This is a genomic window from Streptomyces sp. NBC_01283 (assembly GCF_041435335.1).
Lineage (GTDB): Bacteria > Actinomycetota > Actinomycetes > Streptomycetales > Streptomycetaceae > Streptomyces.
In genome coordinates this window covers 5536449-5551450 of sequence record NZ_CP108430.1, presented here as the reverse complement: position 1 = coordinate 5551450, position 15002 = coordinate 5536449, and the positions used below count along the sequence as shown (strand labels likewise).

12 protein-coding genes are annotated in these 15002 nt (G+C 70.9%); 3 read left to right on the top strand and 9 right to left on the bottom strand.

Annotated features, from left to right (window positions below; genetic code table 11):
- The first annotated feature begins 1 nt into the window (after position 1).
- Positions 2-934 carry an RDD family protein gene (locus tag OG302_RS25345; protein WP_371528873.1) on the top strand — a complete coding sequence of 311 codons (933 nt, stop codon included), beginning with the start codon at positions 2-4 and terminating at the stop codon, positions 932-934.
- 12 nt (positions 935-946) lie between these two features.
- Here OG302_RS25345 and OG302_RS25340 read toward each other — a convergent pair whose 3' ends face one another.
- A complete protein-coding gene (locus OG302_RS25340) occupies positions 947-1561 on the bottom strand; it encodes a hypothetical protein (RefSeq protein ID WP_371528872.1) in 615 nt (204 codons plus the stop codon).
- A 566-nt stretch (positions 1562-2127) separates the two neighbouring features.
- On the bottom strand, positions 2128-3585 hold the full coding sequence (gene ahcY / locus OG302_RS25335; protein WP_371528871.1) for an adenosylhomocysteinase: 1458 nt from the start codon (positions 3583-3585) through the stop codon (positions 2128-2130).
- 395 nt (positions 3586-3980) lie between these two features.
- On the opposite strand from ahcY, the gene OG302_RS25330 reads away from it, so the two are divergent.
- Positions 3981-6086: a fructose-specific PTS transporter subunit EIIC gene (locus OG302_RS25330; protein WP_371528870.1), complete on the top strand. Its 2106-nt coding sequence runs from the start codon at positions 3981-3983 to the stop codon at positions 6084-6086.
- A gap of 78 nt (positions 6087-6164) precedes the next feature.
- On the opposite strand, the gene OG302_RS25325 is transcribed toward OG302_RS25330, so the two are convergent.
- The 7 genes from OG302_RS25325 to OG302_RS25295 all read right to left on the bottom strand — a co-directional run bounded on the left by OG302_RS25325 (position 6165) and on the right by OG302_RS25295 (position 14146).
- The gene (locus OG302_RS25325) at positions 6165-7124 is read right to left on the bottom strand and encodes a cation diffusion facilitator family transporter (RefSeq protein ID WP_361832756.1); all 960 of its coding nucleotides are present in this window, start codon (positions 7122-7124) and stop codon (positions 6165-6167) included.
- A gap of 105 nt (positions 7125-7229) precedes the next feature.
- The gene (gene manA, locus OG302_RS25320) at positions 7230-8384 is read right to left on the bottom strand and encodes a mannose-6-phosphate isomerase, class I (RefSeq protein WP_371528869.1); all 1155 of its coding nucleotides are present in this window, start codon (positions 8382-8384) and stop codon (positions 7230-7232) included.
- A 176-nt stretch (positions 8385-8560) separates the two neighbouring features.
- Positions 8561-9769, bottom strand: a complete 1209-nt coding sequence (locus tag OG302_RS25315) for an SIS domain-containing protein (protein WP_371528868.1) — start codon at positions 9767-9769, stop codon at positions 8561-8563.
- Between the two features lie 124 nt (positions 9770-9893).
- Positions 9894-10070 (bottom strand): Trm112 family protein, encoded by a 177-nt coding sequence (locus OG302_RS25310; RefSeq protein WP_361832750.1) that lies wholly within the window; start codon positions 10068-10070, stop codon positions 9894-9896.
- A 388-nt stretch (positions 10071-10458) separates the two neighbouring features.
- The gene (locus tag OG302_RS25305) at positions 10459-11823 is read right to left on the bottom strand and encodes a phosphomannomutase/phosphoglucomutase (protein WP_371528867.1); all 1365 of its coding nucleotides are present in this window, start codon (positions 11821-11823) and stop codon (positions 10459-10461) included.
- A gap of 143 nt (positions 11824-11966) precedes the next feature.
- A complete protein-coding gene (locus tag OG302_RS25300; RefSeq protein ID WP_371528866.1) occupies positions 11967-13583 on the bottom strand; it encodes an L-lactate permease in 1617 nt (538 codons plus the stop codon).
- Positions 13584-13771: 188 nt separating this feature from the next.
- Complete coding sequence (locus OG302_RS25295) at positions 13772-14146, bottom strand: DUF3499 domain-containing protein (RefSeq protein WP_371528865.1); 375 nt, start codon at positions 14144-14146, stop codon at positions 13772-13774.
- 365 nt (positions 14147-14511) lie between these two features.
- On the opposite strand from OG302_RS25295, the gene OG302_RS25290 reads away from it, so the two are divergent.
- Positions 14512-14976: a metallopeptidase family protein gene (locus OG302_RS25290; RefSeq protein ID WP_371750226.1), complete on the top strand. Its 465-nt coding sequence runs from the start codon at positions 14512-14514 to the stop codon at positions 14974-14976.
- Positions 14977-15002 lie beyond the last annotated feature (26 nt).

The window sequence follows — 15002 nt, the reverse complement described above, 5'->3', positions numbered from 1 at the left end:
CGTGAGTGAGCTTGTGACGGGCGAGGCGGTGGCGCTCGAGCTGCGCCCGGCGAAGCTGCCGAGTCGTGGGCTCGCCGTACTGATCGACCTGGTGGTGGCGGTGGCGGTCTACCTGGGGGTGACCGTGGCGATCGTGGCTTCCACGTCTTCGTTGGACGACGCGGCGGCCGCGGCGGTCGCCGTAGCCAGTTTTGTGCTGATCCTGGTCGGTGGGCCGATCGCGGTGGAGACGCTCAGCCATGGGCGGTCGCTGGGCAAGATGGCGTGCGGGCTGCGGGTGGTGCGGGACGACGGGGGCCCGATTCGTTTCCGGCACGCGTTGGTGCGAGGGGCGGTGGGAGTCATCGAGATTCTGGCGACGTTCGGGGCCGTCGCCTGCATCGCTTCGCTGGTCTCGGCGCGTGGGCGGCGCCTAGGGGATGTGTTCGCGGGGACGCTGGTCGTACGGGAGCGGGTGCCTGTCGGGCAGACGGCTTTCATTCCTCCGCCGCCGCCTTGGCTCGCGGGGCGGTTCTCCGGGCTCGATCTGTCCGGAGTGCCTGAGGGGCTGTGGCTCGCGATCAGGCAGTACCTGACGCGGATGGGGCAGTTGGACCCGCAGGTGGGCTGGGCGATGGCGGAGCGGCTTGCGGGAGATCTCGTGGAACGTACGGGGGCTCCGGCTCCGCAGGGTGTTCCGCCGGCGGCGTACCTGGCCGCGGTCGTGCAGGAGCGGCAGGCGCGGGATGCTCGGCGGGCGTTCGGCGCAGCTCCCGAATACACGGTGCCAGGAGGTGCTGTGCCTGGGGGTTGTCCGGGAGGTGCTGTGCCGCCGGGGCCTGTCTCTCAGCCGGCTCCCCTGCCTCAGGCTTACCCGGTCCATCCGGCCGGGCCGGAAGAGGCGAAGGGCGCGGAAACCGCCCCGTCCGGCACCGGGTTCGTGCCGCCCGCGTAGGGAGGGCCTGGGTCAGGCGAACGTCGAGGGTGGGGATTCGAGGTTCTCGAGCTCGAGGCCGGGGGCGGAGAGGACGACGTCGCCGGCGATGTGGATGGCGTGCTGCTCGCCGGTGTCCAGGGCTGTGACCTGGTATTCGTCCACGATCAGGGGGCCGTTGTCAGTGGCGTGTGCTTCGCTTTTCAGCAGGGCCCAGGACTGGTCGAGGGTGCGGGGGGCGAGGACCGGGTCGGTGAAGGCGACGAGCCGTACGCGGGTCGCGGGGGAAGCGGGGGTGAGACGCAGGAGTCGTGTGGTCGCGACGAGGAAGGCGGGGGATGTGCCGGTGAAGGCGTGGGCGGGGGCGTTGTCCTCGGTGGCGTGGGTGCCGGTGGGGTCGGTGCGTACCCACGTGACGCCGTCGATCGCCGCGGCGCGGATCTGCCAGTCCCCCGCGTGCAGTTCGAGCCGGATGGGGCGGCCGAGTTCGTCGAGCGCGAGGTCCACGGAGCCGGTGGGCTCGCCTGAGGGCGCATTGCGCTGAGAGACGTAGCGCCAGCCGGAGGGGCCGGGGGCGCAGTGGAAGTGTTCTTCACCCAGGGGGGTGTGATCGTGCGGATCGTGAAGCGAATAGTGGCCGCGGGGCATGGGGCTCGGTCCTTGTCGGGGGCGGGGTCTAGCCGGGGGCTGGGCCGGGGGGCCCGCTTCTAGGCCGCGGCCAAGGCGCGGTCTCGGCCGGGGACGCGTTCCGGGTACCTGAATTCTCGTCGGAGGGCTGGGTCGGTTGTGGGCCGGGTCGGCTGTAGGCCTGGCCGGCCTGCGGGGAGAAGCCCACTGCGGGCCGAGGTCTGCGGTGGAGGCGAGGTCTGCTGTGGGCCGGGGCGACTACGGGACGGAGTCGGACTGCGGGGCGGGGCGGCCGAGAGGAGTCCCGCCGGGGCCGGGGGCAGCTGTGGGCCGGGTTCGCCGTGGGGCAGGGCTTCTTCGCTCGGCGTGGGGTTCGAGGTGGGTCCGTAAGGCTTCTGGGTGCTCATGTCGGCGGGTGGCCCAGGTGCACCCTGGGCGGTCCGCACTTCTGGTCAGGAGCAACTGCGGGTCCGCAGCCGTGCTGGGCCAAGGCTGGCGCCGCTACGGGTGCAGGCCCCCGCCCGGGTGGGTGGGGGCCTGCGGGTGATGTGGGCCGGGGTCCTTGGTGGGGCCTCGGTCGGGGTGGGTCAGTAGCGGTAGTGGTCGGGCTTGTACGGGCCCTCTACCTCGACGCCGATGTACGCGGCCTGCTCCGGGCGGAGGGTCGTGAGCTTGACGCCCAGCGCGTCCAGGTGGAGGCGGGCGACCTTCTCGTCCAGGTGCTTCGGGAGCACGTAGACGTCGGTCGGGTACTCCTCCTGCTTGGTGAACAGCTCGATCTGGGCCAGGGTCTGGTCCGCGAAGGAGTTGGACATCACGAAGGACGGGTGGCCCGTGGCGTTGCCCAGGTTCAGCAGGCGGCCCTCGGAGAGGACGATGAGGACCTTGCCGTCGGGGAACGTCCAGGTGTGGACCTGCGGCTTGACCTCGTCCTTGACGATGCCGGGGATCTTGGCGAGGCCGGCCATGTCGATCTCGTTGTCGAAGTGGCCGATGTTGCCGACGATCGCCTGGTGCTTCATCTTGGCCATGTCCGAGGCCATGATGATGTCCTTGTTGCCGGTCGTGGTGACGAAGATGTCGACCTTGTCGACGACCTCGTCGAGCGTGGTGACCTGGAAGCCGTCCATCGCCGCCTGCAGCGCGCAGATCGGGTCGACCTCCGTGACGATCACGCGCGCGCCCTGGCCGCGCAGGGACTCCGCGCAGCCCTTGCCCACGTCGCCGTAACCGCAGACGAGAGCGGTCTTGCCGCCGATGAGGACGTCCGTGGCGCGGTTGATGCCGTCGATCAGCGAGTGGCGGCAGCCGTACTTGTTGTCGAACTTCGACTTCGTCACGGCGTCGTTCACGTTGATCGCCGGGAAGAGGAGGGTGCCGTCACGGTGCATCTCGTACAGGCGGTGGACGCCCGTCGTGGTCTCCTCGGTCACGCCGCGGATCTCCGAGGCGAGCTGGGTCCACTTCTGCGAGCCCTCGGTGATGGTGCGGTTGAGGAGCTGCAGGATGACGCGGTGCTCGTCCGACTCGGCGGTGTCCTCGGACGGGACCTTGCCGTCCTTCTCGTACTCGACGCCCTTGTGGACGAGGAGGGTGGCGTCGCCACCGTCGTCCAGGATCATGTTCGGGCCGCCGGTGGGGGTGTTCGGCCAGGTCAGCGCCTGCTCCGTGCACCACCAGTACTCCTCGAGGGTCTCGCCCTTCCAGGCGAAGACCGGGATGCCCTGGGGGTCGTCCGGGGTGCCGTTCGGGCCGACGGCGATGGCCGCGGCCGCGTGGTCCTGGGTCGAGAAGATGTTGCAGGAGACCCAGCGGACCTCGGCGCCCAGGGCGACCAGGGTCTCGATGAGGACGGCGGTCTGCACGGTCATGTGCAGCGAGCCCATGATGCGGGCGCCGGCCAGCGGCTGGCTGGCGGCGAACTCCTTGCGGATCGACATCAGGCCGGGCATCTCGTGCTCGGCGAGGGTGATCTCCTTGCGGCCGAAGGCGGCCAGGGAGAGATCGGCGACCTTGAAGTCCTGGCCGTTGATGAGAGTCGACATTGGTGAGCTGCTCCTCGGGGGATCGATCGAGGGTGGGTGGACATGGCTGACCTGCGACGACGGCACAGAAGAGCACCGGCGCGCAGCAGCGCAGTCCGTCGGAGGCCCTCTCTCCCTCGGACGGTGCCCATGCAGGCCCCGCCCGACCGCCATCAGCAGCGACGTCTGGCTCGGTCACAAAGCTACACCGATTGGCCCAGCGAGCCCCAGCCCGCCTCCCCCGGCGCGCGGGCGGGTGCGCTGCCGCCTCCGCGCCTGCGGACAGGGCGACGGACCTGCACATTCGGGACCTTTGCGCTTTTGAACCTGCGCGCGCGTGTTGCAGGATGCCTTGAGATCGGGAACATTTGCGCGATCTTGTTTGACGAAGGCGTTAAAGGCGTTAGGAGATCCACGTGACCCGTCCGGCCGATCCCCCCATAGGCGGGAGCGACGGCGAGCAGAAGAAGCTCAAGCTGCTCGCGGTGACCGCCTGTCCGACCGGTATCGCCCACACGTACATGGCGGCGGAGAAGCTCTCGCAGGCCGCGGAGAGCCTCGGCGTCGGCATGAAGGTGGAGACGCAGGGCTCCATCGGGGCTGAGAACGTCTTGACTGACAACGATGTCAGGGATGCTGACGGCATCATCATCGCCGCCGACAAGGACGTCGACCGCAGCCGTTTCGTGGGCAAGCGCGTGCTGTCCGTCGGCGTGTCCGAGGGCATCAGCCACCCGGAGCGGCTCATCGAGCAGGTGCGGAGCGCGCCCGTGCACGGCGGAGGCGGTGGCGGCGGATCCGCCGGGACTGCCTCCGGCGGTGGCGGGGGCGGCGGCAAGGAGCGGAGCCTCGCGTACAAGGCGCTGATGAACGGCGTCTCGTACATGATTCCGTTCGTCGTGGTCGGGGGGTTGCTGATCGCGATCTCGCTGTCGCTCGGCGGACACACCGACCCCAAGGGCGGGCTCGTCATTCCCGACGACTCGTTCTGGATGCACGTCAACCAGATCGGCGTCATCGGCTTCACGCTGATGGTCCCGATCCTGTCCGGCTACATCGCGTATGCCATCGGCGACCGGCCCGCCCTCGTGCCCGGCATGATCGGCGGCTGGATCGCCAACACCGGTGACCTCTACGACTCCAAGGCGGGCGCGGGCTTCATCGGCGCCATCGTGACCGGCTTCCTCGCCGGTTATCTGGTGCTGTGGATCAAGAAGATCAAGGTCCCGAAGTTCGCCCAGCCGATCATGCCGATCATCGTGATCCCCATCATCTCGACCACGGCACTCGGTCTTTTCTTCATCTACGTCATCGGAAAACCGATCTCGTGGATCTTCGAGCATCTGACCAGCTGGCTCAGCGGCATGACCGGGACCAGCGCGATCCTGCTCGGCGCGATCCTCGGTCTGATGATCGCGTTCGACATGGGCGGTCCCGTCAACAAGACGGCGTTCCTGTTCGGCGCGGGGCTCATCGCGACCGGCAACCAGACCGTCATGGGCATGTGTGCCGCCGCGATTCCGGTCATGCCCCTCGGGCAGGGCCTCGCGACGCTGATCCGCAAGCGGCTCTACAGCGAGCAGGAACGGGAGACCGGTCTGGCCGCCTTGTTCATGGGCTTCTTCGGCATCTCGGAGGGAGCTATCCCCTTCGCGGCGGCCCGGCCCGCGCAGGTCATTCCCGCGAACATGCTCGGTGGCGCCGTCGCCGGTGCGATCGCCGGTCAGGCGGGCGTCGAGGACGCGGTGCCGCACGGCGGGCCGATCGTGGCGGTCCTGGGCGCCGTCGGCGGCGTGCCGATGTTCTTCATCGCTGTCGCCATCGGTGCCGTCGTCACCGCCCTCACGACGGTCGCCCTGGTCGACATCAGCGAGCGCAAGCGCCGTGGGGCGCCGGTCGTCGACGTACCGGGTGGTCCCGAGCCGGTGCTCGCGGGCGTGGGTGCCGCAGCTGTCGGTTCCGGGGCGTCCGGTTCAGGGGCGTCCACGACCCCGCAGAAGGCCGCTGCCGCGCCTGCCCCGGCGGCAGCCGCACCCGTAGCCGCCGCCTCCCCCACAGAGGACGACGAGGTCCTCTCCGGCTATCTCACCGAGCGGACCGTGAAGGTCCGGCTGGATTCCGCCGACAAGGACTCCGCGATCCGTGAGATGGCGAACCTCCTCGCCGCCACCGGCAAGGTGAACGACGTCGAGGAGCTCGTGCAAACCGCTCTACGCCGCGAGGCCCAGGGCACCACGGGGCTCGGCGAGGAGATCGCCATCCCGCACGCCAAGACCGACGCGGTGGCCTCGCCGGTCGTCGGATTCGCGCGGTCGGCGGAGGGCATCGAGTGGGGTGCGCTCGACGGTACGAAGGCCAAGCTCATCTTCATGATCTCCGTGCCGGAGGCCGCCGCGGGCGACGAGCATCTACGGATCCTCGCGCTGCTGTCGCGGAAGCTGATGGACACCGGGTTCCGTGAGCGTCTTGAGGCGGCGCCCGACGAGGCGGCGATCCTCGCGGTGCTGCGCGAGGTGCGGTGACCGGTGGGTGAGTTACGTCGATGGGGCCCCGCACCTGCACGGTGCGGGGCCCCATCGACGTACGGGAACAGCGGAAGGTCAGTGGCCGCCCGGTGCCTTCGCCGGGTTCGTGCCCTCGGCTGCCGCCGCCTCGCTGTAGATGTCGGGCTCCAGGTAGATCACGCGGGCGATCGGGACCGCCGCGCGGATGCGCTCCTCGGCGGCGTTTATGGCGGCGGCCACCTCGGCGGCCGTGTCGTCGTGCTGCACGGCGACCTTGGCGGCGACGAGGAGTTCCTCGGGGCCGAGGTGCAGCGTGCGCATGTGGATGACGCGGGTGACCGTCTCGCCGTCGACCAGGGCCTTCTCGATCTTCTGGACCTCCTCCGTGCCCGCGGCCTCGCCGAGGAGCAGGGACTTGGTCTCCGCCGCGAGGACGATCGCGATCACGATCAGCAGGATGCCGATGCAGAGGGTGCCGATGCCGTCCCAGACGCCGTCGCCGGTGCCGAGCGCCAGGCCTACGCCGATCAGGGCCAGGACCAGACCGACCAGCGCGCCCAGGTCCTCCAGGAGCACGACCGGCAGCTCGGGGGCCTTCGCGCGGCGGACGAACTGCGTCCACGTCAGGCTGCCGCGCGTGTGGTTCGACTCCTTGATGGCCGTACGGAAGGAGAACGCCTCGGCGATGATCGCGAACACCAGGACGCCGACCGGCCAGTACCAGTGCTCGATCTCGTGCGGGTGCTTGATCTTTTCGTAGCCCTCGTAGATCGCGAACATGCCGCCGACCGAGAAGAGCACGATGGAGACCAGGAAGGCGTAGATGTAGCGCTCGCGCCCGTACCCGAAGGGGTGTTGCGGGGTCGCCTCGCGCTGCGCCTTCTTGCCGCCGAGGAGCAGCAGCCCCTGGTTGCCCGAGTCCGCGAGCGAGTGCACGCTCTCGGCGAGCATCGACGACGAGCCACTGAAGATGAACGCGACGAACTTCGCCACCGCGATCGCGAGATTCGCGCCGAGTGCCGCGACAATCGCCTTTGTTCCGCCTGACGCGCTCATGTGTGCCCGTTGTCCCTTCGCCTGCGTACGTTCATCGTCCACTGCCGCCGCTTTGCCCGGCCTTTGCGGTGGGTCATTGTTGCAGCACGAGGGACTGGTGGTGAGTCAGGCCACCACAGTGGCACGGAATACCGTGCCCACTCCGGACACTTCGGCCTTTTCGTCGGCGGGGACGAACACGGACTGTCCGGGCGTGAGTTCCCCGGCGTCGCCCACCCGGACCGTGCCCGCGACGCAGAGCAGGATCTGCGGTGTGGCGTCGGTGAGGTCGTGCGATGCGGCGCCCTCGGACAGGACGAAGCGGGAGAGGCGGAACTCGTCGATCGGGGTGTCGTAGACCTCTTCGCCGTCGGGCGCGGCCTCTGGGCGCAGGACTCCGGGCTCGGTCGGCTCGAAGCGGACGATGCGCAGGAGTTCGGGTACGTCGACGTGCTTGGGGGTCAGGCCGCAGCGCAGCACGTTGTCCGAGTTGGCCATGATCTCGACGCCGAGGCCGTCGAGGTAGGCGTGCGGGACTCCGGCGCCGAGGAACAGGGCCTCGCCGGGCTGCAGCCGGACGTGGTTGAGGAGCATGGCCGCGATGACGCCTGCGTCGCCGGGGTAGTGGTGCGCGATGCCCGCGTACGGGGTGTACGCGCCGCCGAGCCGCTCGGCGGCCTCGGTGACCTCGGTGACGGTCGCGGCCATCTCCTCGGGGTCCGCGGTCAGGACGGCCGTCAGGACCTCGCGCAGGGCGCCGTCCTCTGGCTTGGCGTGCAGCAGATCGACGTACGGCTTCAGGGAGTCGACGCCAAGTCCCGCCAGGAGGTCCGCGGCCTCGACGGGGTCGCGGAAGCCGCAGAGGCCGTCGAACTCGGTGAGCGCGCAGATCAGTTCGGGCTTGTGGTTGGCGTCCTTGTAGTTGCGGTTCGGGGCGTCGATCGGGACGCCGCGGCTCTCCTCGTCCTCGTAACCCTCCCGCGCCTGCTCAAGGTCGGGGTGCACCTGGAGGGAGAGCGGGGCGCCCGCGGCGAGGAGCTTGAGGAGGAAGGGCAGGCGCGGGCCGAACTTGGCGACCGTCGCCCGGCCGAGCTCGTGTCCCGGGTCCTCGTCGATGACTTCGTCGAGTGGGCCGCGTTCGGTGCGCGAGGGGGCGCCGGGGTGGGCGCCCATCCACATCTCGGCCTGCGGCTCACCGGTCGGCTCGACGCCGAGGAGCTCCGCGATGGCGGTGGTGGAACCCCAGGCGTAGGGGCGGATGGTGTTGGTGAGGCGGTCCACGGAGGGGTTCTCCCTTACGTACGTACGCGGTGCGAGGCGGTGCAGTGCGGTGGAGTGGAGTGCGCTGCGGTGTGCGGTGCCGCGAAGCTGTGCGAGTCGGTGCGGGGCGATGCCGTGCGTGGCGGTGCCGTGCGTCGGCGTGCCGTGCCGGGTCTCAGGTCATGACCGGGCTGGGGTCATGATCCGTCCTTCGGGGCGAGCGCCAGGTAAACGGCGGCGAAATCCGTGACGGCGATCAGCTCCGCGAGGGCTTCCAGCTCATCGCCGTCCTCCGGCTCGAGCTCGCTGATCGCGATGTCGTGGCCGTGGGCGAGCTCGCGGGCCGCGGGTGCGGCGCTGAGGCCTCCGGCGTCGATCGGGCGGTCGCGGAGCAGGACGACGCGGGCACGGAGCTGCTGGGCGTCCTCGACGCGGTCACGGAAGAAGTCGTCACCGCTTCCGTCGCCGTCGCCGCTCGGGGCGAGATTGCCCGCGAGCAGGGCGCCGTGCGCGGGCAGGGATTCGGGCAGCTCGCCCGCGACCGCGGGGTGTCCGGCGAGCTCGGCGAGAGCGGCGGCGAAGCGGCGGCCGACCGGGCCCGCGATCCTGCCCTCGGTCCAGATCACCGGGAGGGCTTCGGCGAGTTCGGCGGCGAGCGTCTTGGCGGGGTTGCTGTACGTCGCGATGACCGGGCCGCAGCGTTCCGCGACGTGGTCGAGGCGGTCGGCGATCTTCTCCAGGGTTTCGGCCGGTGCGGTGATCAGGCCGGTGCGGTCCAGGAGGATGAGGAGCGGGGTGAGCAGGGCCCAGAGGGTGGCGGGGGCTGAAGCGGCGGCCTCGTCGTCCAGGCGGCGCGCCTCGTACGACTCGGAGGCGCGTTCTCCGTCGTGCGGGGCTTCGTACTCCCCGTACGGGGAGGTGGCCATCGCGACCGTGAGGCCGTGCGAGCCCTCCACGCCCTCGGCCAGCGGGGAGCGGGCGGGGGCGACGGCCACGACCGTGCAGCCGCGGCGGTAGGCCTGCTCCGCGAGGAGTTCGAGGCCCGGCTCCGTGCCGTCCGGGGTGGCGATGAGCAGCAGGTCCAGGGGGCCCGCCCAGCCGGGGAGCGCCCAGCGCAGGGCGCCTGCCGCGGGGGCCACGCCGGTGGGGGCGAGGCGGATGACCGGGCAGCCGGCTCCCGCGAGGGTGCCGAGCAGGTCCGCCACGGCTGTGGCGGCCGTGCCGGGGCCCGCGATCAGGATGGCTCGGGGGCGGCCGTCCGGCTTGAGCTGTGTGAGCCCGGCCTCCGTGGCGTGCCGCACCGCTGTGCGGACACGGGCGCCTGCCTCCGCGGCACCGCGGAGGAGGCCGCGGCGGTCGGCCACGGCGAGGGCCTCGGGGGCGTCGAGGAGCGATTCGTCGAGCATGGGGTCGGGCCTCCGATTCGCCGGGCGACGGGGCGGGGGGCCGCCGGTCGCACCTCTTGTCGTTACGCCGGGCCTTGCGGGGCCGTTTTGCGGGGCCTTGTGCGGCCTCGGCCTTGCGGGGCCCTTACGCGGGGCGGCGGGCCTCGTCGACGAGGAGTACGGGGATGCCGTCCCGGACGGGGTAGGCGAGGCCGCAGTCCTTCGCGTCCGCCGTGCAGACCAGCTCCGTGTCCGCCTCCTTGAGGGGGGCGTGGCAGGCCGGGCAGGCGAGGATCTCCAGGAGGCCGGCTTCGAGCGGCATGGGGTGGGTCCCTTCGAGCGGGTGAGGTGAGGGATGTCGCCTGGTCAGCCTACCGCTGGCCCGGAGCCTTGAGTGGGCGCACGGCCGGGGCTTCGCCTCGGGTCCCCTTGGGTGGGGCGGGCGCGGGGCTTCGCCCCGGGTTCCCCCGGGGGCCCGGGGCCGCCCCTCACACCGGGGCTTCGCCCCAGGCCCCCGGGTGGGGCGACTGTCGTTGCTCATCTGCGGTCCGGTGGGCGTTTGTGCCCACCCGTTCCGCCGTGCGGAACGCCTGCCCACGAACGGGGCGGACTGGGTGGTCAGGCGCGGCACGGCGGCTGGCGACAGACATGGCAGCCGGGGTGGGCGGGCGTCGGCGAGCGGGCGCCCACCGAGGCCGTAGGCGGAGGGGTCAGGCTCGGATGATGGTCAGGGCCTCGTCCCTTGTCCTCGTCATGGTGGCCTCGTCGCGGGCTTCCACGTTCAGGCGCAGGAGGGGTTCCGTGTTGGAGGCTCGGACGTTGAACCACCAGTCCGTGGACGTCACCGTGAGGCCGTCCAGCTCGTCGAGGGTGACGCCCTCCTGGTCGGCGTACTTCTCCTTGATCGCGGCCAGGCGCGCCGTCTGGTCGTCGACCGTGGAGTTGATCTCGCCGGAGCCCGCATAGCGGTCGTACTGGGCGACGAGGCCCGACAGCGGGCCGTCCTGGCCGCCGAGCGCGGCGAGGACGTGGAGCGCGGCCAGCATGCCGGTGTCCGCGTTCCAGAAGTCACGGAAGTAGTAGTGCGCCGAGTGCTCGCCGCCGAAGATCGCACCCGTCTTGGCCATCTCCTCCTTGATGAAGGAGTGCCCCACGCGGGTGCGGACCGGCGTGCCGCCGTTCTCCCGGACGACCTCGGGGACCGACCAGGAGGTGATGAGGTTGTGGATGACCGTGCCCTTGCCGCCGTTGCGCGCGAGCTCGCGCGAGGCGACCAGGGCGGTGATCGCCGACGGGGAGACCGGGGCGCCGTCCTGGTCGACGACGAAGCAGCGGTCCGCGTCGCCGTCGAAGGCGATGCCGAGGTCGGCGCCCTCCTCGCGCACCCGCTGCTGCAGGTCCACGATGTTCTTCGGGTCGAGGGGGTTGGCCTCGTGGTTCGGGAACGTGCCGTCCAGTTCGAAGTACATCGGTACGAGCGTGAGCGGCAGGCCCTCGAAGACCGTCGGGACGGTGTGCCCGCCCATGCCGTTGCCCGCGTCGACGACGACCTTGAGGGGGCGGATGGAGGTCAGGTCCACCAGGCCGCGCAGGTGCGCCGCGTAGTCCTTGAGGGTGTCCCGCTCGGTGAGGGCGCCTGGCGTGGCCGCCGGCTCCGGGGCTCCGGTCTCCGCCCAGCCCTCCACGAGCGCGCGGATCTCGGCGAGGCCGGTGTCCTGGCCGACTGGGGCGGCGCCCGCGCGGCACATCTTGATGCCGTTGTACTGCGCGGGGTTGTGCGAGGCCGTGAACATCGCACCCGGCAGGTTCAGCGCACCCGACGCGTAGTAGAGCTGGTCCGTCGAGCAGAGGCCGATCTCCGTGACGTCCACGCCGAGCGCGGCGGCCCCGCGCGCGAAGGCCCTGGAGAGGCCGGGCGACGACGGCCGCATGTCGTGCCCGGTCACGATCGCGTCCGCGCCCGTCACCTTCGCGAAGGCCGCGCCGAACAGTTCGGCGAGGGACTCGTCCCACTGGTCCGGGACCACCCCGCGCACGTCGTACGCCTTCACGATCTGGGACAGATCAGCAGTCACGGCCAACCCTCTCTGCAGGTTCTGCGAGTTCAGCGATTCCGGGATTCCGGCGAGTGCTCGCCGGTCACCCCAAACTACCCGCAACAACTGACAACCAGCTGTGAGCGGCGTCAAGCCACTGCCGGCCACACCTCAGGTTCTCGTCACGGCAGCATCCAGCCGAGCACCACCGTGCTCTGTCCCACCACGATCAGACACATCACCAGCAACAGGCCGAGGCTCCAGGGCAGCACCTTGCGCAGCAGATCGCCCTCCTTGCCCGCGAGTCCGACCGCGGCGCACGCGATCGTCAGATTCTGCGGGGAGATCATCTTGCCGAGCACACCGCCCGAACTGTTGGCCGCCGCGAGCAGTTCGGGCGAGAGCCCGGACTGCTGGGCCGCCGTCACCTGGAGCGCGCCGAAGAGCGCGTTGGCCGAGGTGTCCGAGCCGGAGACGGCGACACCGAACCAGCCGAGCACCGGCGACAGGAAGGCGAGCCCCGCGCCCGCCGCCGCCACGAAGTGGCCGATGGTGGCGGCCTGCCCGGACAGGTTCATCACGTAGGCGAGGGCGAGCACGGAGGTCACGGTGAGGATGGCGAACCGCAGTTCGTGCACGGTAGCCAGCCATTCCCGTACCGCCACGCGCGCGTGCACCCCGATGATCGCGGCCGTGCCCACGCCGGCCAGCAGGACGAGCGTCCCGCCCGTCGCCACGAGCGGCAGCGAGAAGAGGTTGCCGCCCACCGGGTCACCCTCGGGGTTGGCGACGTCCAGGAAGGGCCAGTCGAAGGTCCGCGTCGCCTTGGCCAACAGATCCTTGACCGGCGGGATTTGGGCGACGGAGAAGATGGCGACGATCAGGGCGTACGGGGCGTAGGCGCGCAGGATCTCCGGGCGCGGGTCGTCGTGGTCCAGGTCTTCGCTGCGTACGCCGGTCAGGACCGCGACGCGTACGGGCTCCGCGGCGGGCTTCCGCGCGCTCGGCACGGCGACCAGCGCGGCGGCGCCCGCCAGCGCGGCCCCGATGTCGGCCAGCTGGGCGGAGACGTAGTTGGACGCGGCGAACTGCGCGGCGGCGAACGCGAATCCGCACACCAGGGCGGGCACCCAGGTCTCGCGCAGGCCGCGCCGCCCGTCCACCAGGCCGACCAGGAGCAGCGGCACGACCAGGGCGAGCAGCGGCGTCTGGCGGCCGACGACCGTGGCGACGGTGTCCAGCGGAAGCCCGGTGACCTGCGCGAGCGTCACCACGGGGGTGCCCATGGCGCCGAAGGCGACGGGCGCGGTGTTGGCCACGAGGGCGACGACCGCGGCCTTGACCGGGTCGAAGCCGAGCGCCACCAGCATCACCGCGGAGATCGCGACGGGCGCCCCGAAGCCGGCGAGGGCCTCCAGGAGCGCCCCGAAGCAGAAGGCCACGACGAGTGCCTGGATGCGCGGATCGTCCGAGAGCCGTCCGAAGGAGCGGCGCAGGATGTCGAAGTGCCGGGTGCGGACCGTCATCCGGTACACCCACAGGGCGTTGACGACGATCCACAGGATGGGGAAGAGCCCGAAGAGCGCGCCTTGCGCGGCGCCGGAGGCGGTCTGGCCGATCGGCATCCCGTACGCGGCCCAGGCGACCAGCGCGGCGACGCCGAGGCCGATGAGGCCGGCGTGGTGGGCCTTCATGCGGACGACGCCGAGCAGGACGAGAACCGTCAGGAGGGGCAGGGTCGCGACGAGTGCGGACAGGCCGAGCGAATCGGCCACGGGCTCCAGCTGCTGCACGTACACGGGCGGCTCCCCGGTTTCCGTGATGCGGAAGGTGATCTCTCACAACTGGGGGAATGGTCGTGTCGGCGCCATGGGCACGTCAATGGGTTGTGCGGCAGGAGTTGTTCACCGCTAAACGACAGGGGTCTACGGAGAGGGCCGGTCGGTCCCAAAGGGAACAGCCGGAAGAAGCAGCCGGAAAGCCGGGCTCAGGAATCCGGCGAGCGCAGCACCCGCAGATGGCCGCGGCGCGCGACCTCCATCGGGTCCGCCCTGCGCGGGCCGCCACCGGCCTCGGCGGCGCGCTCCTGCGGGCGGGCCGCCTCACGTACCGCGTTGGCGAGCGCTTCGAGGTCGTCACCGCTGGGGCGGGCCGGACCGGAGGCGTCGGCGAGGCGGACGACCTCCCAGCCGCGGGGCGCGGTGAGGCGCTCGGAGTGCTCGGCGCACAGGTCGTAGCAGTGGGGTTCGGCGTAGGTGGCGAGGGGGCCGAGGACCGCGGTCGAGTCGGCGTAGACGTACGTCAGCGTCGCGACGGCGGGACGGCCGCAAGCGGTGCGCGAACAGCGACGTACAGGGCTCACGATGTTGGACGGTACCGCACTCTTGAGCGGGCCGCGACGACTCTCCGCGAGGTCACCCCACCGTGTCGTGCTGTGATCCCCGCCACGGCCCGCTCGCACGACGCCTCGCTGACCTGCGGTGACGCAAGGGGCCTGGGTGACCAGTGGTGTTGAATCCGGTCACTGCTTGGCGCAAATCCCGTCATTCATCGCGAGATCGACGGTCCTGGAGAGATACGAAATCGGGCCCAACCCTGGCCGGAATGGTCATCGGGCGACATGCCGCGCGCCGGACGGAAGCCGTACGGGAGGAGTACGGACGCAGTACGGAAGGCCGGTGGAAGCTGTGCGGAAACGGCGATCTCGAGGACTACTCTTCGTCAGTGATGGACGACCCCGTACAGCCCCGCACCGCAGACCCGAGGCCCCGCCGCCGCGACCGCCACGGCAGGGGCATGCGCGGCCCCGTGGCGCCTCCCCAGGTGCCGCTGTCCGCCAGCCGTGCCGAGGTCTTCACCGACCTGGTGCAGGACTCCGTGGAGCGTCTCGAGCGGCGCTGGCCGCAGCTCAGCGAGATCGACTTCCTGGTCCTTGAGGTTCCCGCCCTGGGGCGGGGCGGCAACGGCGGTGCCGACGACGACTGGAGCGATGACGTCGTGCCGCTGGGCGGCACGATCGAGGCTTCCGACGGGCGGCCCGCCCGGGTGGTCATCTACCGGCGTCCGGTGGAGATCCGCACCAAGGGGCGCGACGAGCGGGCCGCGCTCGTCCACGAAGTGGTGGTCGAGCAGGTCGCCGAGCTCCTCGGCCTCTCGCCCGAGTCGGTGGACCCGCGGTACGGGGAAGAGTGAGGGCCCTGCCCCTCCCGTAGTCCCCC

What these genes read in the sequence shown, in the direction of transcription:
- ahcY (WP_371528871.1), bottom strand. Translation starts at nt 3,585, where the DNA reads ATGTCGACTCTCATCAACGGCCAGGACTTCAAGGTCGCCGATCTCTCC.
- OG302_RS25310 (WP_361832750.1), bottom strand. Translation starts at nt 10,070, where the DNA reads ATGCCGCTCGAAGCCGGCCTCCTGGAGATCCTCGCCTGCCCGGCCTGC.
- OG302_RS25325 (WP_361832756.1), bottom strand. Translation starts at nt 7,124, where the DNA reads ATGAGCGCGTCAGGCGGAACAAAGGCGATTGTCGCGGCACTCGGCGCG.
- OG302_RS25315 (WP_371528868.1), bottom strand. Translation starts at nt 9,769, where the DNA reads ATGCTCGACGAATCGCTCCTCGACGCCCCCGAGGCCCTCGCCGTGGCC.
- OG302_RS25340 (WP_371528872.1), bottom strand. Translation starts at nt 1,561, where the DNA reads ATGCCCCGCGGCCACTATTCGCTTCACGATCCGCACGATCACACCCCC.
- OG302_RS25290 (WP_371750226.1), top strand. Translation starts at nt 14,512, where the DNA reads ATGGACGACCCCGTACAGCCCCGCACCGCAGACCCGAGGCCCCGCCGC.